Source organism: Bradyrhizobium australafricanum, from assembly GCF_020329495.1.
GTDB classification, from domain to species: Bacteria; Pseudomonadota; Alphaproteobacteria; order Rhizobiales; family Xanthobacteraceae; genus Bradyrhizobium; species Bradyrhizobium australafricanum.
In genome coordinates, this window is record NZ_JAGKJL010000017.1 from 22,325 (window position 1) to 43,129 (window position 20,805).

Consider the following 20,805-nt stretch of genomic DNA (forward strand, 5'->3'; position numbering starts at 1 on the left):
GCCTCCATGTTGCTGCGCCCTCCTCCGTTGCCATTCGGCAAGAGTTCGGCGCTTTCGGTTTTTCCCGATCGAACGTTTTCAGTTCAGTCTGGTTGCGGCTCGGGCGACATGATCCCTGCCGTGGGAACAGGAGAACAGTCCGCCGGAACGGTCACGGGTTTCAGGTTGAATTTCACGCCGGCGCCGAAACGCTCCGCATAGGCCGCGTCAGCCTGGACGGGATCGAATTCCCCGCTCATCTTCGAGACGACGACCGTCGCGACACCGTTTCCAATAATATTGGTTACCGAGCGCGCCTCCGACATGAAACGATCGATGCCGATCAGCAGAGCCAGACCTTCGACCGGCAGAACATGGGTGGCGGACAGCGTTGCTGCCAGCACGACGAATCCGGATCCTGCGACCGAACCTGATCCCTTCGACGTAATGAGCAGCAGCAGCAGAAGTCCGCACTGCTGGGCCAACGACATCTCGATTCCGTAGGCCTGCGCGATGAAGAGCGCCGCCATCGACAGATAGATCGCGGTGCCATCTGCGTTGAAGGAGTAGCCGACCGGAAGGACGAGGCCTACGCTGGAACGCGTGCATCCCAAGCGCTCGAGTTTGTCCATCAAGCGGGGCAACACGCTTTCGGACGAACAGGTGCCGAGCACGATCAACGCCTCGTCGCTCATGAAGCGCAGGAAGCGCGTGAAGCTGAAGCCATTCAATCGAGCGACCGCGCCGAGCACCACGAAAAGGAAGATGATGCACGTCGCGTAGACGGCGATAAGCATATGGCCCAACACGAGAATCGATCCGATGCCATAGCGGCCAACGGTGAAGGCCATCGCGCCGAACGCACCGACCGGCGCAAGACGCATGATCATCCCCACGATCTTGAACAGGATGTCGTTCGCCGATTGAGCTAGCAGAACAAACGGCCTGGCGCGTTCGCCGACCAGCACTGCGGCGCAGCCGAACAGTACGCCAAAGAAGACGATCTGGAGCAGGTCGCCCTTTGCGAACGCCGCGATCGCGTTATCGGGCACGATGCCAGACAGGAAATTGAAGAAGTACGATCCAACCGGCGCTGCCTTGTATTTCGAGATGTCGATAGCCTGGCTGCCGACCGCGGCCCTGTCGAAGCCCGCGCCCGGCTTCAACACATTCATGACGATCAGGCCCACGATCAGGGCGATCGTAGAGGCGACCTCGAAATAGATCAGCGCCTGCCCCCCGACGCGGCCCAAGCGGCGCAGGTCGCGGACCTCGGCGATGCCGATGACGATCGTCAGGAAGGCGATCGGCGGGATGACCATCTTGATGAGCTTGATGAAGATATCACTCAACATCTGCATCGAGGCGCCGATGCCCGGCCAAAGCGCGCCCACCGTTGCACCCAGCAGGAGCGCCAGCACAACCTGCGCCGTGAGATTATTCGAGAATTTGCGGAGCAATATCGACATCGGAAGAACCTCCCACAACCGTTCGCCTTATCCGGAGAAACTGGAATTCCAGTTCTGCACTAGGCTATGCAATAGTCAAATTGGAATTCCAGTTTGCGGATTCCCTTGCCTTTCTTGCTTTCTCGGCCGTTGGCTGCGACGCTGTCCGCTCCGCCAGATATTTTTCCGCCTCAAGCGCGGCCATACAGCCCATCCCAGCGGCGACCACAGCCTGCTTGTAGCGGTCGTCGCTCACGTCACCGGCCGACCAAACATTCTTTCGCGAGGTCGCCGTCGACCACGGCGCGATCTTGATGTAACCGGCATCCGTCATGTCGAGCTGGCCTCGGAAGAGCGCGGTGGCCGGGTCGTGGCCGATCGCGACGAATGCGCCTCCGACGGAGACGGACGTCTCCACTCCCGTGGCCCGGTCCAGCAACCGTAGTCCCGTGAGACGACGCGAAGGCTCGCTCTCGCCGAGAAACGCCACGACCTCAGTGTTCCAGACAACTTCGATTTTCGGATGGGCAAAGAAGCGATCCTGCAGTATCTGCTCTGCGCGGAGCTTGTCCCGCCTATGTATCAGCGTGACCTTGGACGCATGGTTCGTAAGGTAAAGAGCTTCCTCGACCGCGGTGTTGCCGCCGCCGATGACGACGACCTCCTTCCCGCGGTAAAAGAAGCCATCGCAAACCGCGCAAGCCGAGATGCCGTATCCCGAATAATCAGCCTCGCCGGGACTGCCGAGCCATTTCGCCTGTGCACCGGTGGCGATGATCAGCGCGTCTCCCAGGTAGGTGTCGCCGGAGTCGCCTTGGGCAACGATGGGATCCTGCGAGAGATCGACCGACATGATCGTGTCGAAGACGATGCTCGTGCCGACGTGCTCGGCCTGCTGCCGCATCTGCTCCATCAGCTCAGGGCCTTGGACCGCCTGAGCAAACCCAGGGAAGTTTTCGACGTCGGTGGTGGTTGTGAGCTGACCACCAGGCTGGATTCCCGTGACCAGAATCGGCTTCAAATTGGCCCGCGCAGCGTAGATTGCCGCGCTGTAGCCGGCCGGGCCTGCGCCAATGATGAGTACCCGCGTCTTAGTTTCAACCACGCCGTCTCCCTCCAAAACTGGAATTCCAGTTAAGGGCAGATCGGCCAATGATGTCAACTGGAATTCCAGTTTGGCGGAAGCTATTTCTTTCGAATGGTTCTCTTCGGCCGTCGGCCCGCAGTGGCTTCAGTCGGTTCGCTGCCGACGATCTGCAAAGCAAGCCCCTGGACGATCTTCAGATGCGAGACGAGTTCTACGTTTGCTGCTTCGATGCGGCCCGTGACGGTCAGGTCCACGATCCGTCGATGCTGTTCGACTGCCCGACTCATCCTTTCGAGATCGGCCGGAAGCCGATAGCGGATCGCGTTGAGTTTGTGAGTGATGACCCGATAGGCGTCAGTCAAGAGTGGGTTTTCCGCGGCGTGAACCAGTGCCTGATGAAATTCGGAATCCATCCGTTCGGCGGTCTCGACGTCCTGTGCTTCGACCGCGAGCGCGCCGGCGGCGATCTGCTTGGACACGGCGGCCGCCAGCTTTTCGGGGTGATCCGCCAGAAGACGAAGAGCGCCCAGCTCCAAGACGGTACGCATCTCGCACAACATCCGCACCGACGCTTCGTCCAGGACCATGACGAAGGTGCCGCTCTGAGGACGGATCACGACGAGCCCGTCCCGGGCGAGACTGGCGAGAGCCTCGCGCACGGGCGTTCTGCTGATCCCTAGAGAAGCAGCGAGCGCGCGATCCGACAATTTCTCGCCGAATTCGAAATCGCCTCGAATGATGCCATCGCGGATCGTTTTCTCGGCTTGGGCGGCAAGGTCTACGTATTGATCCATGCAACTGGAATACCAGAATCCTTGATCGCGGGCAAGAAAATGAGCGGGTGGCGCGGCTCGTTGCGGCAAGCCGCCCGGCTCGAAGTGGGAGCTGCTCGACGGTTGCGTTCGCTAACTTGTCTCGGCTGCGAGTAGGCCGCCGCGCTAGCGCTCGACTGTGCGACGGCGACACTATCGCGAGGTGGAGGGCGGCCCCCTCGTCGGTGGCATCCAAAAGCCAAACGGTTCGCTTCTAGCCCCTTAGCGCGGCCCGGAGTGCGTTTCGACAAAGGCGCGAAGGTGTGCGTCGCGTATATCGAGTACATCGAACAGCCCCAAGGCCTGCAAAGCCGGAAGCGCCTCGATCACATCGCGCTCTGCCGTTTGCCGATCCTCAACGCTGGTTTCGGGCGCAGCCAGCATCCGGGCATTGGCGAGAAACGCACCCACAGAACCTTTGCGAACGTTAACTCCATTGATCACAGCCTGGTTGACGTCGTCCGGCATCATTTCTTTTGCACGCATCGTATTTCTCCTTCGATCGCAACCCGAGAATAGCATGCGACGCTGGCGTTGCTGCGCGATCTAGGCCATACAATACGCAGTTGAGGCCATGTCGAAGCCACTGATCGAACCTAGCCGCGCCGATACGGACGCGGGCCCTCCGCTGGTCGCCGTCTTGGCAAACGGTGGCGAACCACGGGTTACTCCCGCGCATCAACATGCGCGCGGACAACTTCTCGGGGCAACGCATGGGCTCGTGACCGTCGGCATGGACTCGGGCCATTGGGTTGTACCGGCGATTCATTGCGTATGGATACCGCCGCATGATTCTCATGCGCTGTGCTCCCATGGACCTTTCATCGGGTGGAGCGTCTATGTCGCTGAGGACTGCTGCGTTGACTTACCGGCGGCACCCAGAACGATGCAAATGTCGAGCTTGCTGCGCGAATGCGTGGCACGCGCGGCAACCTGGTCAGATAGCGACCAAGGCTTGGCCAGAACTCATGTCACCGAGGTAATCTGTGACGAAATCCGATCGCTGCCGCGCGAGCAATTCGGTTTGCCCATGCCAACCGATCCACGACTGCTTCGGGTTGCGCGCGCTTGCAGACGATCCTGCCGATAAGCGGCGCCTAGACGACTGGGCCATCCTCGCCGGAAGCCCGGTGCGGACGCTGACGCGACGATTTCCAATCGAAACCGGGTTCAGTTTCACCGAGTGGCGGCAGCGCGTACGTCTGATGCGAGCGCTGGAAATGCTCGCCGACGAAATTCCGGTGACCACCATCGCCCTCGATCTCGGCTATGAAACGGTAAGTGCATTCATCGCGCTGTTCCGGCGCACATTCAGGACAACGCCGGCGCGCTATTTTCCCCGCGCCCCAGCCCGGCAGCGGTGACGCCTCCGCACGCCCGTCGTCGCTTGCCAAACCATTTCCAGCGGGCGGAAGCGCCATGCCATTGTCTTGCGGATAATCGAGTTGGCCTTGCTCTGGGTCGCAAGCCATTTGATACGCCTTTTGAAGACCAGTAGGGGCCCTGCGTCTATCCTCTTGAAGGTGATCTGCGGAGTTGTCAGTCACCGGCCATTTGGGTGCATACTTCGCAGATGCGCCGATCAATATCCATCGCTTGGCCCTAGCGGCTGCTGTGTGCGCCCAGTTCATGGACCGCGCGATCTTCACGTGTGGCCCCCTATGTCTCAGTAGCGCCCTGATCGTCCGCCAAGGCGTCTTTCAATTGTGCGAACGCTTGTTCGACCTCGGCGAGTTGGCTGGCGAATATGGCGGCCGGATCGATCTGGCCCGCATTGGCTACGATGTGTTCGTGGGGCAGTATGAGCGCCGGCCGAATGGCGACCGGCTTCATTTTGACGTATCGGCAGACCTGCACGAGTTGTTCGGCGCATTTGCCACCGCCGTGGCCACCGTAGCAGACGATCATCGCCGGCTTTCCGGCCCACTCCTTATAGAGGTGGTCGATCGCATTCTTGAGCGGCGCTGGATAGCCGCCATTATATTGAGGCGTCACGAACACAAACGCTGGCGCGGCGGCGACCTTGTGGCTCCATGCACGTGTACGCTCGTGCTCATACTGACCCGTGTTCGGCGTTGCGGATTCGTCATCCATCGGCAGCGGCCAGTCCGACAGGTCGACCAGTTCGAACGATAAGGACGTCGCGTGCCGCCCGAGCGTGGCGATCCAAGCCGCAACCTGCGGCGCAATGCGTCGAGGCCTTACGCTTCCAACGATGACGAGAACGGGTGATTGCAAAGATACATCTCCTTTTGTTTCTAAGCCCGGTTTATCGGGCCGAATGCGCGCTATGCCTTTACGAGCATCGTCAGCATCCCAGTTTGCAACAGCCGGCTGGACCGATTCGCGGATACCGGGCGCGGGCTAAGGTCGGTCGGCCGATTGACTTGGCTTCTGCAACAGTGCTTCATGGCATAGCCAAATCCGCCACGACGTGAGTCCGTTGGGACCGACGCAAACCGGGCTGACGTTCCGCAGTTTCTCGACCCTTGCGAAGTTGCGCGAGGTCGGAGCTTGCTCGCAGTATCACCTTGACGCTTGATCTACTATGATTCCGCCACGATTAACGGTGTCATCCCACGTCTAAAGACCTCCGGCCTGATCACGAGTTACAAAGAGCCACCGGATCCTCGACGACGGGAAATCGACCTGACCGAGAAAGGTCGGCGAATAGCCGATGCCGCGATCGAGACCGTCGGAGAGATTTCCAGTGAGACATATTCCCCGCTAAACCAGCAAGAGTTCCGAATGCTTGCGGAGACACTGAAGAAGGTCATCCGAGAGACAAGAGAGGCTTGACGGTACGATAAGCTATCGTCTGCGCCCATCCGCTTTAGAAAACGGGCCCGGCGATAGTCCGCCGGGCCAGGGGAGGAGCGGAAGACAACGTCTGCGGCGAGAGGCCGTCGATCGGATCAGAGTTCAGCAACTAACCCGCCGGACCGGCATCCTCAAGGATCGGGCCGAACAGATCCCAGCGCTCGCCGTTGAAGCGCATCATCTGCAACCGTTTGTGGAGACGGTAGTCGGTCGGCGAGGTGTTGATCTTGATCCCAGGCAGCGCGAGGTCGCCTGTGACATCCTTGAGCGATGCCGCCTGCTTCATGACGTTCTCGCGCGTCAGATCGGCGCCGCACTGCTGTAGCACGTGGACCAGAAGCTGTGCAGCACCATAGCCATAGGTATTGAAGTTAGAGCTCTTGTCTCCATCTGGATAATACTTCTCCATGAAGGCAAGGTAGCGCCTCACGCCCGGGTCGTCCTTCCATTGCGGATCGAGCGGCTCCTTGCCATAGTTGGTGCTGATGAGAGCCTTGGCATTTTCAAGCCCGGATGGTTTCAGGACGCTTCCGACGGAGGTGGCTTTCATGTCGACGATCCGCACCGGATGCCAGCCCATCTCGGCGGTCTTCCTGATCGCCTGCGCCGCCTGCTTCGGCGTGGCGGCGATGAAAAACAGGTCGGCGCCCGCATCCTTGATCCTGAGAACATGGGAATCGACGGTCGGATCGGACACTTCGTAAGACGCCTCCGCGACCATCATCGTGGCGGCCTTGTCACCGAGTCCCGCCTTGATGCCGTTCAGATAGTCCTTGCCAAAATCGTCATTCTGATAAAGCACGCCGATCTTGGCACTCGGATACTCCTTCAGGATGTATTGGCCATAGATGCGCCCTTCGACGAAGTTGTTTAGATCGTAGCCCATGGTCCAGGGAAAGTTCTTCGGATCGGAGAACCTCGAGGCGCTGGCAGCCGCGAACAGCTGCGGCACTTTCCTGGAATTGAGATACTTCTGCACGGCTGCGTTCGAAGGCGTACCGACAATCTGGAAAGTCAGCAGCACCTCGTCGCTCTCGATGAGCTTGCGCACCTGCTCCACCGCCTTCGGTGGCGAATAGGCGTCGTCATACTGAATCAGGTTGATCTTGCGGCCGTTAATGCCGCCCTGGTCGTTGATCATCCTGAAGTAGGCGGCCTCGGTCTTTCCGATCGAGGCATAGGCCGACGCCGGTCCCGAAAACGGCATGGTCTGGCCTATCTTGATCTCGGTGTCGCTGGCGCCTGGGTCGTATTTCTTCTGAGCATTGGCCGCAGAGATCGACAGCGCCAGGGTCCACGCCATTGCCGCGGCCAGATGCAAGATTCGCTTCCTCATTCGCAATTTCCTTCGCAGCTTGTTTGCTAAACGGGGTATCAAGCCCTTCACAGTGCGGCGGGCGCTTCCCTCAAGCTGAGGCAACTGCGTCGGGGGTGAGCGCGAGACAAGGGGCCGTCATAAGTGCTCTCGCTATGCAAGCGAGGCGATCCTTACGAATCCGCTACGGTGGAAGATGAGGGGCTGCCTGCGGCTATGAACGACGACGGCATGAAGTTTCAGCAGCACGATGACATGATCGCCCGCCTCCAGCTCCTCGCGGACAGTGCAGTCATACTGGGCGATCCCCTCGGCGAGCATCACCGCACCACTGTCGGTGATCTCGAAGGCAACGCCGTTGAACCGCTCCTGGGCCGGACCCGCGAGCTGGCGGCACAATGCGCCGTGGTCCTCGGCGAGCACGGTGATTCCTAGGTGCTTGGCTCGGCGCAGCTTGGGCCACGTGGTCGAACCTTTCGCAACTGATAATGACGCTAGCGGGGGTTCGAGAGAGACCGAGGTGAACGAGGAGGCCGCGAGACCGACCAGCCTCCCGTCGACCTGCGCAGCAACGGCCACGACGCCCGTCGGGAACGCGCCGAAGGCCTCGCGCAGTATCCTGCTGTCCATCTGCTCGCTCATGGATGGCATGCGGCTCGCGCTCCGTGTGCGAAGGCGTACTCGACGACGAGATCGGTCACGGCGTCCAACGCGGCGTGGCCGATCGTTTGCGAACTCCCGGCGGGGTCGCCGAGGACACCGTTGGGTGAGACCGCGGCGATGCCCTCGACGAACGCCCGACGCAGGAACTCCTCGTCGACCGTGCCGCGGTAGCCCGCCGCCGTCCGGTCGGCCCGAACCCTCTCGGGGTGGAGGACGAGCATCACCGAGGTCTCCGCCACGTCTGCGTGGCCACCAACATGGCTTCCCAGACCGGCGACCGACTCCGCGGACGTCCGCCACGCGTCGAGGATCGCGGCACTGTCTCCATAGACGATGACCTGAAGCGCCGGAGCGAGCGCTGCGGCCAGCCGCGGCTCGAAGTCGCGCATGATCGGGTAATTTCCGATGTGCCCGGAGAAGAGGACCACGCGAGCGAACCCGTGCGCAGCCAGGCTGCTGCAGTAGTCCAGGCAGATCGCTTCTAGCGTAGAGGGACGCACCGAAAGCGAGCCGCAGAAGCCGAGGTGGTGGGGCGAGTACCCAACCCTGACCGTTGGCAGGACCAGTGCAGCGCCAAGCTTGCGAGCGATGCAGAGCGCGAGCACATCGGCATGATCACTGTCCATTGACAACGGAAGATGAGGTCCATGCTGCTCTATCGCGCCCAGCGGAAGGATCGCTGTTCGGGCGCCGCCCGCGATCGCCTCAGCGATCTCAGAACTGGTCAGGTGTTCGATCCGCAGGTCACTTGGTTGCCCGGAACGCATCGCTTCTCTCTCCTTCAACCTTGGAGCCGCGCTTGGTCAGCGAACGCGTTTTGCTCCGCCGAATCGTACATCTCGTTCACGAGTGCGCTGAACGAGGTGAGCACCGCAGCCCGACGGATTGTGCCCTTGGCAGTAAGCTCTCCCGCTCCTGGCGAGAGCGCACGTGGCGCGATACGGAAGTCCTTGAGTTGAAGGGGACGCGCAAGCTCGGTGTTGAGATCCTCAATCTGCTTTCGCAAGCCCTCGTGCAAGGCGTCCCTGTCGAGCTTGCTGCCGTTCTCAGTCGGCCAGATGAGGACCGTGAGGTATTTGCGGCCGTCGCCGACGACCACGGCCTCCTCAACGAGAGAGCTGGCCTTGAGGCGCACCTCGGTAGGCTGCGGATTGATGGTCTTGCCACCGCTGGTGACGATGATGTCCTTGGCCCGTCCGATAAGCTTGACCTCGCCGGAGGCGTCGATCTCGACGAGGTCGCCGGTGCGGTACCACTCGCCATCCATCACATCCGCGGTCGCCTCCGCGTTGTTCCAGTAGCCGCGGAACAGCAGAGGCCCCTTCACCAGCAGCTCGCCCTCGCTACTGACCTTGATCCCAAATCGCGGGTCGGGCATGGCCTTGCCCACGGTCCCAGGGGGCGGAAAGGCGCGATCCCACTGCGCGAGGACCCAGCCGCAGGTCTCGGTGGTGCCGTACATCTCGCGCAAGTCCACGCCCCACAGCTGCCACAAGGCATGCACCTCAGGCGTCATCGCTCCCGACGCGGTCCATGCGATGTTGACCCGGTCCACGCCTACCTTTGCGCGTAGGGGCAGGAATACCTGTTCCTGGGCTTGATGGTAGCGTGCTTGTAGCTCGGCAGGCACGCATTCGCCGCGTCGGCGCGCGGCGGCGACCTCGCGGGCCACCGCCATCGCGTCCTCGTAAGATTTCTGGAAAGATGCCGGCGCCCCCTTGATCGCGGCCAGCGCCACGCTGAGCAACTTCTCATGCAGCCGCGGCGGCCAGACGATCCCGGTCGGACGCACTCCGCGGAGGGCGTCCGAAAGCTGATCCAGGCGGCAGAAGGTCACCACCGCCCGGGTCATGATCGGCACGTAGACGCCGGACATGGCCGGAGAAACATGGGAGAGGCCCAGGAAGCTGAGCGAGTCTCGGCGTGTTGTGGTCACCTCCGGGTTGAGTACGGCCGAGCCAAGGACAGAGTATTGCAGCGTGCGGTGGGTATGGATGACGCCTTTGGGCGCTCCGGTGGAACCGGACGTGTAGAACAAGGCTGCTGGCTGGTCGATGTGCCCCCCGACAAGGCGCTCGTCGAAAAGCGCCGGGTTGGCCGCATCGTGAGTTCGACCAGTCTCGCGCAGTGCGGCCCATGTCTTGCCGACAATCGTTCCTGGAAGTCCTGACGGGGAGCCATCGAAGCTGATCACGGCTCGCAGGGCGGGAAGCTCCGCGGCAACTGAGGCGACCTTTGCCACGTCATTGTCGTCGCCAACAACCATGGCAACGGCTTCGCTGTGTCCAAGCAGTTGCCTCACTTCAGCAGCGGAACTCATGGGGTAGACACCGACCGGAATCGCTCCGGCCGAGAGAATGCCAAGCGCCGCAATCACCCACTCGCCCCGGCCCGGCGCCATGATGGCAACTCTGTCGCCGGGCGCTACACCGAGGGCTGCCAGCCCGAGCGCAACCTCCCGTACGGTCGATGCGTACTGCGCCCACGTGGTCGGAATCGCGTGCGTCCCGTCCCACTGACAAAACGCGACCTCCTCGGGTTCGACCTCCGCTCGGTCCTGCACCATCTGGGCGAAGGTGCGCTCGACGGCCTCGAAGTTGGCGACGCCGATGTCGGTGGCGCCGCTCAGTACTGGCACCTGCCGTACGCGGGCAGTGGCTGCGGGGACGGGATTTGTGGTCATGGTCATCGCTCCGACTTGTGCAGGTCTACCGGCCTGAGTGTGGGGTCTGGGGCTGGTGCCCCCTGGTCTGAAGGCTGCGACGACCCCCGCGTCTGTCTCCATCCTTCGCGAAGGCCTCGAGCCACAGGGTCGTTGAACCAGGAGGCGGCCTTGGCGAGCGTCAGTTCGGCTTGGCGTTGATCAACAGCGTCGTCGTAGTCGTTCACGGCCTGCTTGAGCGCCGCATAGAGCACAGGCGCTCGACGGCCGGCCTCTCGGGCCCGCTCAAGCGCCTCCGCCACCAGTCGACCAGGCTCGACAATCGCGTCGACGAGGCCCCACCGTGCCGCCTGCTCGGCGCCAACGAGTTCACCGCTCAGCAGCAAGTCACGTGCGCGCCGTGTTCCGATCAGGCGGATGAGGCGCTGGATTCCCTTATCCGCGGGCAGCAGGCCATGCCTGATCTCGGGGAATCCGAAGCGGGCTTGAGGCGCCGCGAGCACCACATCCGCAAACAGCGCGTACTCTACGCCGCCGCCGACACAGTCGCCATTGACGGCGGCAATGACCGGAGCCGGATATCGCTCCATCGCGACAAGAAGGTTATGGAAACCCCGCATGCGGGCTTCGACCGGGTCAGCGACGGCTCCGTCAGCTTCCTTGATGTCACCGCCCGCGCAGAAGAACCGCCCCCCGGCACCGGTGATCACCATCGGCGTCGGGTCGCCCTGGCCACGATCCCGGAACAGCGCCGTCATAGCGAGCAACAGCGCACGGTTCAGGGCGTTCGCCGGAGGCCTGTCGAGCGTCGCGACCACGACGCCGTCGTGGTCGGCCGTCCACAGCCCGGCAGCCGCATCGCTTTCATGCCGCGCGGATAGAGCCGTCATCGGATGTCTCTCGCGTCTGATCGCCTCGGCGGGTGGCGAACCCGCCCTCGCCGTGAGTCGAGGGAGGGCGCGGCGACCGCTTCTCGCGGAACGCCCGCCAGGCCTCGATGTAGCGGACCATCATCATGCATCGAAGTCTGGCACCGCATCGTCGCGCCGGGCTCACGTCGGCTTTTTGGCTTCCGCGAAGCGCTTGCGTTTCTCCCGAAAGGCCACGACGGCTTCTTTGCGATCGGGGCTCTTGAAGGTCAGCGCCTCGAGCGCCATCGCGGTATCCAGATTGAGATGCACCTGCTCCTTGAGCAGCTTGTTGACGCTGTATTTCGTCCAGACGATTGCGTTGCGGGGACCGCCCGCGAGCAGTTCGGCGTATCCGATCGCATGATCAAGAACGGTACCTTCCGGCACGACCTTGTTGATCATCCCGGCAGCCGCCGCGTCTTCCGCCGAAATGAAGTCACCGGTCATCAAGAAGTGTTTGGCCCGTGCCGGACCCAGGAGAAGCGGCCAAATTACAGCGCCCCCATCTCCGGCGACGACACCGGCCGTAACATGCGTATCGGCGAAACGCGCGCTTGGCTGGGCAAAGATAACGTCGCAAAACAGGGCGAGCGTGGCGCCCAACCCGACCGCCACACCGTTCACGGCAGCGATGACGGGGGACTCGACTTCGAGGATGTTCCTGATCAGATGTCGACCCGAGCGCGTGGGCGATATCGGATGCCCGCCGGTATCGAGCGCGTTCTGATCGCCCCCCGAGCAGAAGCCCCGACCGGCGCCGGTGAGCACAATGGCCTTCACCGCCGGGTCGTTGTCTAGGTCTAGGAACACCTCCTCCAACGCGGTATGCATAGGCCAATTGATGGCGTTGAGGATTTCAGGCCGGTTCATGGTTATCACGGCCACACCGCTCGGGCGCATCTCTACGAGCAAGCCTTCATATTTCTTGTCTTTCATCATCAGTCTCCAGTTCTTCAAATGGGCGTCAGGCAGAGGCCGCAGGATGACGGACTGCGCCAGCGACCGTCCCGGCGGCCGCCTTGGCGTTCTCGAAGGCCTCTCGCTCGGCATAGTGGGCGGGGCGGGCGGCGCGGATGTCGGCAAGGATCGCGTCGGACGTGCGCACGACCGACCGGGGGTTTTTGAACCTGGGGATGACGTACTTCCCGAACAGCTCGATCGACTTCATCAGCTCCTTGTGCGGCATGCCGTCGATCCGCAGAGCAAGCGCGTCGATGCCGATATCGACGAACCGCTGGACCTGCCTGGCGCAGGTCTCGACGTCGCCGACAATGAAGCTCCCGGACTCGTCGAACAAATAGCGCTCGTTCTTGAAGTCGATGTTCTTGATCTTGCCGAGAGATCCATAGTCGGCGGACAGTTTCGAAAGCCGCTCGTAGGCGTCAATGGACAATGCGACGCTGTGAGCCAGCGTGGCCGCCCAGCGCTCCGCCTCCTCGTTTGTATCGGCGCAATGCATTCCGCCGGATATCACCGCCACCTTCTGCGCCTGCAGGGGGTATACGTGCTCGGCGCTCGCCAGCTCCTTGTCATAGAGCTCGGCCGACCTCTGCACGGAGGCGAACCCGCTATAGCCGCCGCCCATCATGGCGCCGATGCCCATCTGCGCCGCGGCGGTGATCGATTGCGGGCTCGAGGTCGCCATCATGATCGGCGGATAGGGCAGCGTCACGTGCTTGGGCGTCAGGCTGCGCGGCGGAATCTTGTAATGCTCGCCGACGAAAGAGAAGATGTCGTTCGACAGGGCCCGGCGGATGACCTCGATGCCCTCCATCTGCTGCGCCTTGGTCTCCTCGGGGTCGACCTCGAAGGCGCGCAGCGCGAGGGTGGTGTTGCCGCGGCCGACGGCGAGCCCGACGCGGCCATTCGATAGGATATCCTCGGTCGCCAGCCGCTCAGCAACGCGCAGCGCGTGATTGATCTTCTTGGGCAGCGGCGTGATCAGGTGGATGAACTGGATCCGACTGGTTAGCGCCATCATGTACGGGTAGATCACCTCGGGAGCGGAGGTCGAGGCCGTGCCGATCGCGAAATGTTGTTCGGAGCACCCGAACGCGTCGAAGCCGACTTTTTCCGCCAGGATCACTTCGTCGATGAGCTCGCGATAGCGGTGCGCGTGGGTGTGTCCCGGCTGGGTCTCTCCCTCGCTGAAGAAGATGAACCGCATGCGTTGTGCCTCCTTCGCACCTTCAATGTTAATCTAAACTAACTTTATGATCAGCAATTGCGTCCTGTCAACAACCTTTCGTCGCCGACCATCTAGAACCGTTCTTTACGATATTTGCTTTATATCCCGTATAATTCCTGATAAGGCGCGCGATGGAAAATCTTCAGCCCCTCGCCTAGCGATCTGGCGACGGCCCAGAAAAGTGAATCTATATTTACATGAAGACGAAATGAGATGTTCACATGATTCGTTCATTGAGCCCGGCACAGACGATGCTGGCGCGCGGGATGACACGGTGCTTCGCGGCCGCCACGTGGTACGGTGCGCCTCCATGAATATTCAGCCATTACCGATCAAGCGGGCATACAGCAGCGGGCGGCGCGAACAGTTGATCGCGGTCGCTGCTGAGCTCTTCCTGCAGCACTCATACGACGCGGTCACAGTTGAAATGATCGCTGCGCGCGCCGGCATCACTGGTCCTGGATTGTATCGCCACTTCCAGAACAAGCAGGCAGTCCTGATCGCGGTTCTGGAGGAACCGACGCGGATCGTGCACGAGGTTGCGAAACGGATCGCGGAGACGACGAAGGACCCAAAGGCCGCCATGATAGCGATGGTCGAGTCGCACATCCGGTTGATCCTTAAAGGACCACCAAGCACGCTGATCTTCACCAAGAACGAGCACGCTCTACCTGAACACGACCACAGACGGATCCGGCGCGAGATGGCGTTGTACGCGGAAGAGTGGATTTCCGTGATAATCCCGCTGCGGCCCGACCTGTCCGAACCCGAGGCACGACTGCTGACCCAGGCCGTGTTCTCCTTGCTCAACACGGCTGCGACGCTTAGGAAGGGCCTCGACGAGGAGTCGATCTTCTCCACTATGCGGCAGGCCGCGCTGCACGCGCTGCTCGGTCGCGGCGACCTCTGATCTACACCGGGCCTGCCGGTGCAAACCCCATCAATCAGACGGTACTCGCGGCGCGCAGAATCCCACGTATTAGCCATGGCTGCACGTGAGAGATCGAACTGTGATTGGCGCGTCCCGCGCGAGCCAGGTTTTGCCTAATTTCCTTCGGCCCTAGCTGCGGAGGCGTGTAGTGCTTGATGTTAGCAGGCTTTCCCTGGGTCCGACGGGCAAGGCGTCCTCAAGCGCAGCACTGCGACGACGCTGCGGTGAGTCGCCTACACGGCTTCTGCGCGTATCGGTCTAGGGGAAAGCATATGCATCGGGTCTTCCGAGAATTCATTGATGCAATAGTCGGCGCCGAAGATGCCGAAGGCTTCTCCAACGCGCTGGCAAAAACAGCATCGGCTTTGGACCTATCCTGTTTCGCTTATCTCGCTCTCCAGAGCGAAGAAGACAGGAAGCCTCGACTTATCTCAACATATCCAACGCGATGGACGACCCATTATCTAGATAAGAAATACCAAGTCATTGATCCCGTCATTCGAGAAGCCCTTCAGAGCCCGGAGCCTTTTCGATGGGGAATCGATTTTCGATCACAAACCAGTTCAAAAGAGCAGCGGCGACTATTCGATGAAGCCGCGCAATGCGGAATCCGGTTCGGCTTCACGGTGCCGATTCACGACGGGCATGGGCCAATCTCCGCATTGACTTTCGCTACTGACGAGAGCCGGCCACAATTCGAGAAATGCATTGATTCGTACACGCATGTCCTTCAACTCATGGCGATGTATTTTCATGCTCACGTTCGTCGCAAGCTCGGAAACGAACGTGGTCTCGACGGAATTCGGCTATCGCGCCGCGAAGTAGAATGTTTGGAGTGGGCGGCTCAAGGAAAAAGCTCTTGGGAAATCGGCTGCATTCTCGGTATCTCGCGCAACACCGTTGCGTATTACTTAGAGAATGCGAAGGAAAAGCTCGGCGTTCGCACAATCGCGCAGGCGGTAACACACTTGGCGGCTGCAAATAGAAAAAAGCAAAATTAGGGTGCCTTCCCCCTACAACTACAGGTGATGATTTGAGGCGATAATCGCGCTTCAACGAAGGCTCTTCAACACTTCTGGAGGGATTATGATCCAGTTGATCACACCACCTTCGTATGGAGAGCTTTCCGACGCCCTCGTTGAGATGCATCGGTTGCGGCATCGTGTCTTCAAACTGCGCATGGCATGGGAGGTTGAAACCAGCAGCGACATGGAGATCGACGAATTCGACGCGCTGCATCCTGACTATCTAATCCAGGTAGATGAAAACGGCCAAGTGCAAGGTTCCGTACGCCTGCTCCCCACGCTCGGCCCAACCATGCTTCGCGACACCTTTCCCGCGCTTCTTGAAGGTCAACCCGCGCCGTCAACTCCGCTAGTATGGGAAAGCAGCAGGTTCGCTATCGACATTGCAGCCGACGCCCCCAAAGGAAATCACGGCATAACTCGCGCCGCATACGAGCTGTTTGCCGGAATGGTCGAGTTCGGGCTCTCACGACAACTCACTGATATCGTTACTGTCACAGATCTCCGAATGGAGCGGATCCTTCGACGGGTCGGTTGGCCGCTGCGACGCATTGGCAATCCGGCCACAATCGGCAACACCGTGGCCTTGGCGGGTTACCTTGCGATTTCGAGCGAAGTTCTCCGGAATCTCCGTAAGGCCGGAGGTCTTTCGACACCGACTCTCTGGACGCCAGTAATCTTTGCTGCCGCCTAGAACGATCCCTGCCAATGAACGAGATAGGGTCCTCGCCTAGATCGGGGACTTCCTGTCTTGTGGTTTGTTACCGAGCTTCGAAAATGACAGAAACCGGGATCCAACACAATCGGCGGAACACAGCGAGCGCGATTGACCTGCAACAGCTTCGATTCGCTGTGGTTGCCAGCGACTACGGGAGCTTTCGACGAGCCGCTGATGTCCTTTCGATCAAGCACACTGTCCTGAGCCGATCCATCGGTCAGCTTGAATATCTGGTTGGGACTTCACTATTCGAACGTTCCAGCGGGGGAATCAAGCCCACTATCGCTGGCCAAGCGGTTTTGCGAATTGCGCGGCTGATCCTGGAACAGGTCGACCTACTCGTCGAAACCGGGCGGTCCGGTGGTCGCGGCGATACTGGCCATCTTGTTATTGGCTTCTATACGTCCGTGTCCACCGGCAATTTGCGAGCGACGATAGGTGAATTTAAGAAGCTGCTCCCGCAGATCGAATTGGCAACGATGGAGCGCTCTCGCTTTCATCTGATGACCGCGCTGCGTAACGGGACCGTCGACGTCGTCGTTAGCCCTGGACGTCTGGCTTGTCTGGACGTCAAATCACTACTGCTGTGGAGCGAGCGCATCTTGATCTCGTTGCCTCAGGATCACTACCTAGCGGCACGCGAGATCATCTATTGGGCCGATTTGCGCAACGAAAAGATACTTCTAAGCAAGATTGATCCTGGACGCGAACTCGAGGATCTCCTGATTTCGAAGCTCGCCTCACCTGGCGACCGGCCCGCAGTAGAGCGCCACGACGTAAGCCGCGGCATTATCAAAAATCTGACGAGTATGGGCATGGGGCTCAGTTTGGTGATGGAATCGGATGTCGGCGCAAGTTTCGCTGGGCTCGTGTACCGGGAATTGCACGACGGGACGGGACCTAGCCGGGTGGACTTCTTTGCGCGTTGGCGCGACGACAATGAAAATCCGGCTCTAAGCCGTTTCCTCAATCTGTTGGCAGAGCGCTATCCCTCACCTTCGCCGGCTCTCGGGGGTTGAGCGGCTCGTCTCGCCTTGGCGAATCCGCGGTCCGTGGCCATAAAGCGCGCCAACATCGGCGCGATCAGCTTCGCCGGATCGATGCGCTGCCCATTTTCGCGTGCCAAGGCCTCCGCATAGGCGACGAGATCCCGATGCACCGATGCTGGAAGCTCAGTGGTGAGCTTGACCGGCTTGTCGTCCGGCAGGGCCCCTATTCTCAACTTGGGCATCCCCTATCCTCCGTATGGCACAAGTATGAGGTCGCGATTGACGAGAACGCGAACCGGGAAACCAGATCGCACGGTCAGAGTGGGCTGGATATTGAGACTTCGTCGAACCACCTGCTGTCCGGTCTGGTTCAGGGAGTCCGAGGCTCCGTGTCGCAATGCCTGGATGATCGCGCTGTCGTTGCTGTTAGTGTCGGAGCCGGCCCCCAGTTCAGTCCCGACCGCCAAAAACGTTGATAGTGCCGCAGCCTTGAACAGCTCGCCCCAGTGATTATCGACTTGGTCTTCAAGGCCAGCATACCCAGCGGTGTCAGCGCCAGGCTGCCGCTCGAGAACGATAGATCGTCCATTCGGCATGATCAGCCGGGTCCAGACCAGCAGAACGCGGGATTGGCCGAACGTGACTTGGCTATCGTAGATGCCGATCAGACGCGCTCCCTGAGGGACAAGCAGAAAGCGACCCGTCGGCGTGTCAAAGACATTCTCGGTTACCTGCGCGGTAACTTGGCCTGGCAGGTCCGATCGAATCCCAGTGATCAGCGCTCCTGGAATCACCGTTCCAGCCTGCACGATGTAGGGTGAAGCAGGCTTAGTAACACGGTCAGGGCTTACCGTGCGACGGTCCACAGAGGCGTTCACGAAGGCAAGCTTCCGGTCTTGACCGTTCTGCGCAGATCCATCGTCGCCGGTGCTCGTCGCGCTCGCCGGCACGACGCGGTCACCTTCAACTGCCGCAGCGGTGGTCGGACGCACTTCTCGTCCATTGGTCGCAGCGAACAAATGGCTGATGCGGGCTGCCTCGGTCTCTTGATCTCGGCGCTGCTGCTCCGGATCACCACCGATCGTCGGCGACTGGCCTTGAGCGGCAAGGATCGGTCGACCGAGGTCCCCAGGGAGCGGCGGGCCAAGCTGCGGGATTGGCTGGCGCGGTACGCCAGCATAATCGTTCGGCAGCGTCGTAATGCCGTCAGCCACATTGTGATGGTCGGTACTGTAAAGCTCATCAGCCGCCTGATTACGGGAGCGATTGCTCTGCAGCGACCACAGTACCGCTCCGCCGATGACAAGCAGGGCAACCGCGCTCCCGCCGGCCAAGACTTTCCGCGACAATCGTGTCACGCGCGGATGCTCTGCTCTCAAGCGGAAGCTTTCGGACTGTTCCTCTCGTGTCTCCGGCGGAACTGCTTGCTCGTGATCGTTTACATTATGAGTGTTCATGATGACGGCCTCCCGTCGGTCCTGACAATACGGACCCTCTGCTGGTGGTCGCCGCCGAGCCGGAGTTCGGCGGCTGCAAACAGCCGATCGACGATCAGCACGTTGCCGTACGCGCGATAGTTGACGAGTTCGGTCTTGCCGTCTGGACCGATGACGAAGAGCGGAGGCATCTCGCCCTGCACGATGCCTTGCGGGAATTCGACATAGACCTTGCGGCCATCGTCATATGCGGCGATGGGCCGCCAGGGAGGACTGTCCCCTTCGATGGCATAGCGCGAGATGCGCTGCGCCGGATCCGGAAGAACGGGTTTCAGAGCGACTGCACGGGAACGGTCACGTGCTGTTTCCGCATAGTACCAGGCAACGGATGGCATGTACGGCCGCTCGCGGGAGTGGAGCTCGATCAGGTAGGTGCGCCGATCGGTATTGACCACCAGATTGGTCTCGATCGATGCGCGGGTCGGCTTGACTAGGATATGGACGCGGCGCGTGTCACCACCCCCGCTCTCGGTATCACCCACGACCCAGCGTACGGTATCTCCGGCCGCGATCGGCCCGGATCCCGTCAACTGTTCTCCCTCCTCGAGGGCGATATCCGTGATCTGCCCCGGTGCGGCGTAGATCTGATAGAGCGCCCCGGGACTGTAGGCGTAGATTTGCGCCGCGTTGAAATACCCCCGCTTGCGCGGTTCGACCCGGGCTGCGCTGTTTGCGGTCTCAACCCGGCTCACGGGTTCAGCGTCTTCCTTCCCTCCCGACTTGCCGCCGAGCGCCGGCTTCCAGAGGGGTGGAACGTGAAGCGGTCGCGGTCTGTCGTCGAGAGTCGCTGGTACCGCCGGCAGCGGCGGGACTTCCGCGTCATAGCTGATCTCGGGCGGAATGTACGCCGCGCACCCACCGATCGCCGAGGAAGCAAGCAGGAGAACAAACAAGGCTGCTCGCTTCGCGGTCACGAATTGGGGCGGAGTCGGAGCGATCCTGCTGTACGGGACGGGATGCTTCGAATGTACGTCAGACGGCGTCTTGGTCACTGCCCCAACTCCTTTGACCAGCTGATGGCGTGGACGTAGACGCCAAGGGGATTCTTGCGCAGACGTTCGGCATCGCGCGGTGTCTCAATCACGATCGAGAGAATTGCAGTCCAGCGCTCAGTTGAGCTCAACGAGCCGTTGTCGTAGGTGCGCTGCGTCCATGCGATCCGAAAGCTTTCAGAAGACGCGCGAATGACGCTCGATACGTCGACTGAGACTTGGGCCTTGCCCAACCTGGCGAAAGGGTCGTTGTTGCGCGCGTAGTCGTTTAGCGCTGTCGCGCCACGATCGGTCGTAAAATCATACGCACGAAGCCAGTTCTGGCGCAAAACAATGCCGTCGGCTGGCAGGCCTCTGACATCCTCGATAAAGCGGGCCAGATGATAGGCGATCTGCGCGTCTGTGGGCTGATAATCGAAGTTGGCCGGCGCAACCCTCTGAGCCTGGCCAAGATGATCGACCTCGACAACCCACGGCGTAATCGATCCTTGGCTCGATTGCCAGACAAGTCCGCCCGCGAGGCCAGCGGACAGCATCAAGCAGCCGAACGCCATCAGGCGCCAGTTCTTGGCTTGCACGCGAGCGGATCCAATGCGCTCGTCCCAAACTTGAGCCGCCTTTTGATAAGGCGTAACCGGCTCGGGCATGCGCCCGTAGTGTACGGAAGGTCGTTTGAACATCGATAGTTGCCCCTGAGATCAAGTGATCGGTTTCGAGTCGTGCGGTGTCCGCGTTTGAGTTGCCCGTGCACCGGGTGGCGAAGGCGCAG

21 protein-coding genes are annotated in these 20,805 nt (G+C 60.9%); 5 read left to right on the top strand and 16 right to left on the bottom strand.

The genetic code is table 11. The features are described from left to right. Window positions 1-83: 83 nt before the first annotated feature. The 4 genes from dctA to J6525_RS16975 all read right to left on the bottom strand — a co-directional run bounded on the left by dctA (window position 84) and on the right by J6525_RS16975 (window position 3,812). Complete coding sequence (gene dctA, locus J6525_RS16960) at window positions 84-1,448, bottom strand: C4-dicarboxylate transporter DctA (RefSeq protein WP_225645503.1); 1,365 nt, start codon at window positions 1,446-1,448, stop codon at window positions 84-86. Window positions 1,449-1,512: 64 nt separating this feature from the next. After that, a complete protein-coding gene (gene trxB, locus J6525_RS16965) occupies window positions 1,513-2,532 on the bottom strand; it encodes a thioredoxin-disulfide reductase (protein ID WP_225645598.1) in 1,020 nt (339 codons plus the stop codon). 80 nt (window positions 2,533-2,612) lie between these two features. Beyond that, a complete protein-coding gene (locus tag J6525_RS16970) occupies window positions 2,613-3,308 on the bottom strand; it encodes a GntR family transcriptional regulator (RefSeq protein ID WP_225645504.1) in 696 nt (231 codons plus the stop codon). Window positions 3,309-3,548: 240 nt separating this feature from the next. After that, entirely contained in the window at window positions 3,549-3,812 is a 264-nt protein-coding gene (locus tag J6525_RS16975) for a hypothetical protein (protein ID WP_225645505.1), read from the bottom strand. A 500-nt stretch (window positions 3,813-4,312) separates the two neighbouring features. Here J6525_RS16975 and J6525_RS16980 point away from each other — a divergent pair, with 500 nt between their 5' ends. Further along, a complete protein-coding gene (locus tag J6525_RS16980) occupies window positions 4,313-4,690 on the top strand; it encodes a helix-turn-helix domain-containing protein (RefSeq protein WP_225645506.1) in 378 nt (125 codons plus the stop codon). A 295-nt stretch (window positions 4,691-4,985) separates the two neighbouring features. On the opposite strand, the gene J6525_RS16985 is transcribed toward J6525_RS16980, so the two are convergent. The 8 genes from J6525_RS16985 to J6525_RS17020 all read right to left on the bottom strand — a co-directional run bounded on the left by J6525_RS16985 (window position 4,986) and on the right by J6525_RS17020 (window position 13,864). Then, window positions 4,986-5,564 carry an NADPH-dependent FMN reductase gene (locus tag J6525_RS16985; protein WP_225645507.1) on the bottom strand — a complete coding sequence of 193 codons (579 nt, stop codon included), beginning with the start codon at window positions 5,562-5,564 and terminating at the stop codon, window positions 4,986-4,988. A 691-nt stretch (window positions 5,565-6,255) separates the two neighbouring features. Next, window positions 6,256-7,482, bottom strand: coding sequence for an ABC transporter substrate-binding protein (locus J6525_RS16990; RefSeq protein ID WP_225645508.1), 1,227 nt, complete (start codon window positions 7,480-7,482; stop codon window positions 6,256-6,258). A 132-nt stretch (window positions 7,483-7,614) separates the two neighbouring features. Then, window positions 7,615-8,103 (bottom strand): flavin reductase family protein, encoded by a 489-nt coding sequence (locus tag J6525_RS16995; RefSeq protein ID WP_225645509.1) that lies wholly within the window; start codon window positions 8,101-8,103, stop codon window positions 7,615-7,617. Beyond that, window positions 8,100-8,891 (bottom strand): creatininase family protein, encoded by a 792-nt coding sequence (locus J6525_RS17000; protein ID WP_225645510.1) that lies wholly within the window; start codon window positions 8,889-8,891, stop codon window positions 8,100-8,102. Before J6525_RS17000 ends, J6525_RS16995 begins: the two co-directional genes overlap by 4 nt. Before the next feature lie 14 nt (window positions 8,892-8,905). After that, the gene (locus J6525_RS17005; RefSeq protein WP_225645511.1) at window positions 8,906-10,807 is read right to left on the bottom strand and encodes an AMP-dependent synthetase/ligase; all 1,902 of its coding nucleotides are present in this window, start codon (window positions 10,805-10,807) and stop codon (window positions 8,906-8,908) included. A gap of 2 nt (window positions 10,808-10,809) precedes the next feature. Beyond that, complete coding sequence (locus J6525_RS17010; protein ID WP_225645512.1) at window positions 10,810-11,676, bottom strand: enoyl-CoA hydratase/isomerase family protein; 867 nt, start codon at window positions 11,674-11,676, stop codon at window positions 10,810-10,812. Window positions 11,677-11,838: 162 nt separating this feature from the next. Next, entirely contained in the window at window positions 11,839-12,633 is a 795-nt protein-coding gene (locus J6525_RS17015) for an enoyl-CoA hydratase/isomerase family protein (protein ID WP_225645513.1), read from the bottom strand. 28 nt (window positions 12,634-12,661) lie between these two features. Beyond that, on the bottom strand, window positions 12,662-13,864 hold the full coding sequence (locus J6525_RS17020; protein WP_225645514.1) for an LLM class flavin-dependent oxidoreductase: 1,203 nt from the start codon (window positions 13,862-13,864) through the stop codon (window positions 12,662-12,664). A 331-nt stretch (window positions 13,865-14,195) separates the two neighbouring features. Here J6525_RS17020 and J6525_RS17025 point away from each other — a divergent pair, with 331 nt between their 5' ends. The 4 genes from J6525_RS17025 to J6525_RS17040 all read left to right on the top strand — a co-directional run bounded on the left by J6525_RS17025 (window position 14,196) and on the right by J6525_RS17040 (window position 17,578). After that, window positions 14,196-14,795 carry a TetR/AcrR family transcriptional regulator gene (locus tag J6525_RS17025; RefSeq protein WP_225645515.1) on the top strand — a complete coding sequence of 200 codons (600 nt, stop codon included), beginning with the start codon at window positions 14,196-14,198 and terminating at the stop codon, window positions 14,793-14,795. A 293-nt stretch (window positions 14,796-15,088) separates the two neighbouring features. Then, window positions 15,089-15,817, top strand: a complete 729-nt coding sequence (locus J6525_RS17030; protein WP_225645516.1) for a LuxR family transcriptional regulator — start codon at window positions 15,089-15,091, stop codon at window positions 15,815-15,817. An 85-nt stretch (window positions 15,818-15,902) separates the two neighbouring features. Beyond that, on the top strand, window positions 15,903-16,535 hold the full coding sequence (locus tag J6525_RS17035; protein WP_225645517.1) for an acyl-homoserine-lactone synthase: 633 nt from the start codon (window positions 15,903-15,905) through the stop codon (window positions 16,533-16,535). Between the two features lie 83 nt (window positions 16,536-16,618). Next, the gene (locus tag J6525_RS17040) at window positions 16,619-17,578 is read left to right on the top strand and encodes a LysR family transcriptional regulator (RefSeq protein ID WP_225645518.1); all 960 of its coding nucleotides are present in this window, start codon (window positions 16,619-16,621) and stop codon (window positions 17,576-17,578) included. Here the strand turns inward: J6525_RS17040 and J6525_RS17045 are convergent. From J6525_RS17045 to trbF, 4 genes are read right to left on the bottom strand one after another with little or no spacing between them, the layout of a single operon-like run. Next, complete coding sequence (locus J6525_RS17045; RefSeq protein WP_225645519.1) at window positions 17,545-17,790, bottom strand: DUF2274 domain-containing protein; 246 nt, start codon at window positions 17,788-17,790, stop codon at window positions 17,545-17,547. The genes J6525_RS17040 and J6525_RS17045 overlap by 34 nt on opposite strands. A 3-nt stretch (window positions 17,791-17,793) precedes the next feature. After that, the gene (locus J6525_RS17050; protein ID WP_225645520.1) at window positions 17,794-19,005 is read right to left on the bottom strand and encodes a TraB/TrbI/VirB10 family type IV secretion system protein; all 1,212 of its coding nucleotides are present in this window, start codon (window positions 19,003-19,005) and stop codon (window positions 17,794-17,796) included. Then, window positions 19,002-20,036: a P-type conjugative transfer protein TrbG gene (gene trbG / locus J6525_RS17055; protein WP_225645521.1), complete on the bottom strand. Its 1,035-nt coding sequence runs from the start codon at window positions 20,034-20,036 to the stop codon at window positions 19,002-19,004. The genes J6525_RS17050 and trbG overlap by 4 nt, the downstream gene beginning before the upstream one ends. Beyond that, window positions 20,033-20,716, bottom strand: a complete 684-nt coding sequence (gene trbF / locus J6525_RS17060; protein ID WP_225645522.1) for a conjugal transfer protein TrbF — start codon at window positions 20,714-20,716, stop codon at window positions 20,033-20,035. Before trbF ends, trbG begins: the two co-directional genes overlap by 4 nt. Between the last annotated feature and the right edge of the window lie 89 nt (window positions 20,717-20,805).

Coding starts and splice junctions, on each gene's coding strand:
- J6525_RS17050 (WP_225645520.1), bottom strand. CDS start 19,005: ATGAACACTCATAATGTAAACGATCACGAGCAAGCAGTTCCGCCGGAG.
- J6525_RS17005 (WP_225645511.1), bottom strand. CDS start 10,807: ATGACCACAAATCCCGTCCCCGCAGCCACTGCCCGCGTACGGCAGGTG.
- J6525_RS16995 (WP_225645509.1), bottom strand. CDS start 8,103: ATGAGCGAGCAGATGGACAGCAGGATACTGCGCGAGGCCTTCGGCGCG.
- J6525_RS16970 (WP_225645504.1), bottom strand. CDS start 3,308: ATGGATCAATACGTAGACCTTGCCGCCCAAGCCGAGAAAACGATCCGC.
- J6525_RS17010 (WP_225645512.1), bottom strand. CDS start 11,676: ATGACGGCTCTATCCGCGCGGCATGAAAGCGATGCGGCTGCCGGGCTG.
- J6525_RS17045 (WP_225645519.1), bottom strand. CDS start 17,790: ATGCCCAAGTTGAGAATAGGGGCCCTGCCGGACGACAAGCCGGTCAAG.
- J6525_RS17030 (WP_225645516.1), top strand. CDS start 15,089: ATGCATCGGGTCTTCCGAGAATTCATTGATGCAATAGTCGGCGCCGAA.
- dctA (WP_225645503.1), bottom strand. CDS start 1,448: ATGTCGATATTGCTCCGCAAATTCTCGAATAATCTCACGGCGCAGGTT.
- J6525_RS17040 (WP_225645518.1), top strand. CDS start 16,619: ATGACAGAAACCGGGATCCAACACAATCGGCGGAACACAGCGAGCGCG.
- J6525_RS17025 (WP_225645515.1), top strand. CDS start 14,196: ATGAATATTCAGCCATTACCGATCAAGCGGGCATACAGCAGCGGGCGG.
- J6525_RS17015 (WP_225645513.1), bottom strand. CDS start 12,633: ATGAAAGACAAGAAATATGAAGGCTTGCTCGTAGAGATGCGCCCGAGC.
- trbF (WP_225645522.1), bottom strand. CDS start 20,716: ATGTTCAAACGACCTTCCGTACACTACGGGCGCATGCCCGAGCCGGTT.
- J6525_RS17035 (WP_225645517.1), top strand. CDS start 15,903: ATGATCCAGTTGATCACACCACCTTCGTATGGAGAGCTTTCCGACGCC.
- J6525_RS16990 (WP_225645508.1), bottom strand. CDS start 7,482: ATGAGGAAGCGAATCTTGCATCTGGCCGCGGCAATGGCGTGGACCCTG.
- J6525_RS17020 (WP_225645514.1), bottom strand. CDS start 13,864: ATGCGGTTCATCTTCTTCAGCGAGGGAGAGACCCAGCCGGGACACACC.
- J6525_RS17000 (WP_225645510.1), bottom strand. CDS start 8,891: ATGCGTTCCGGGCAACCAAGTGACCTGCGGATCGAACACCTGACCAGT.
- J6525_RS16975 (WP_225645505.1), bottom strand. CDS start 3,812: ATGCGTGCAAAAGAAATGATGCCGGACGACGTCAACCAGGCTGTGATC.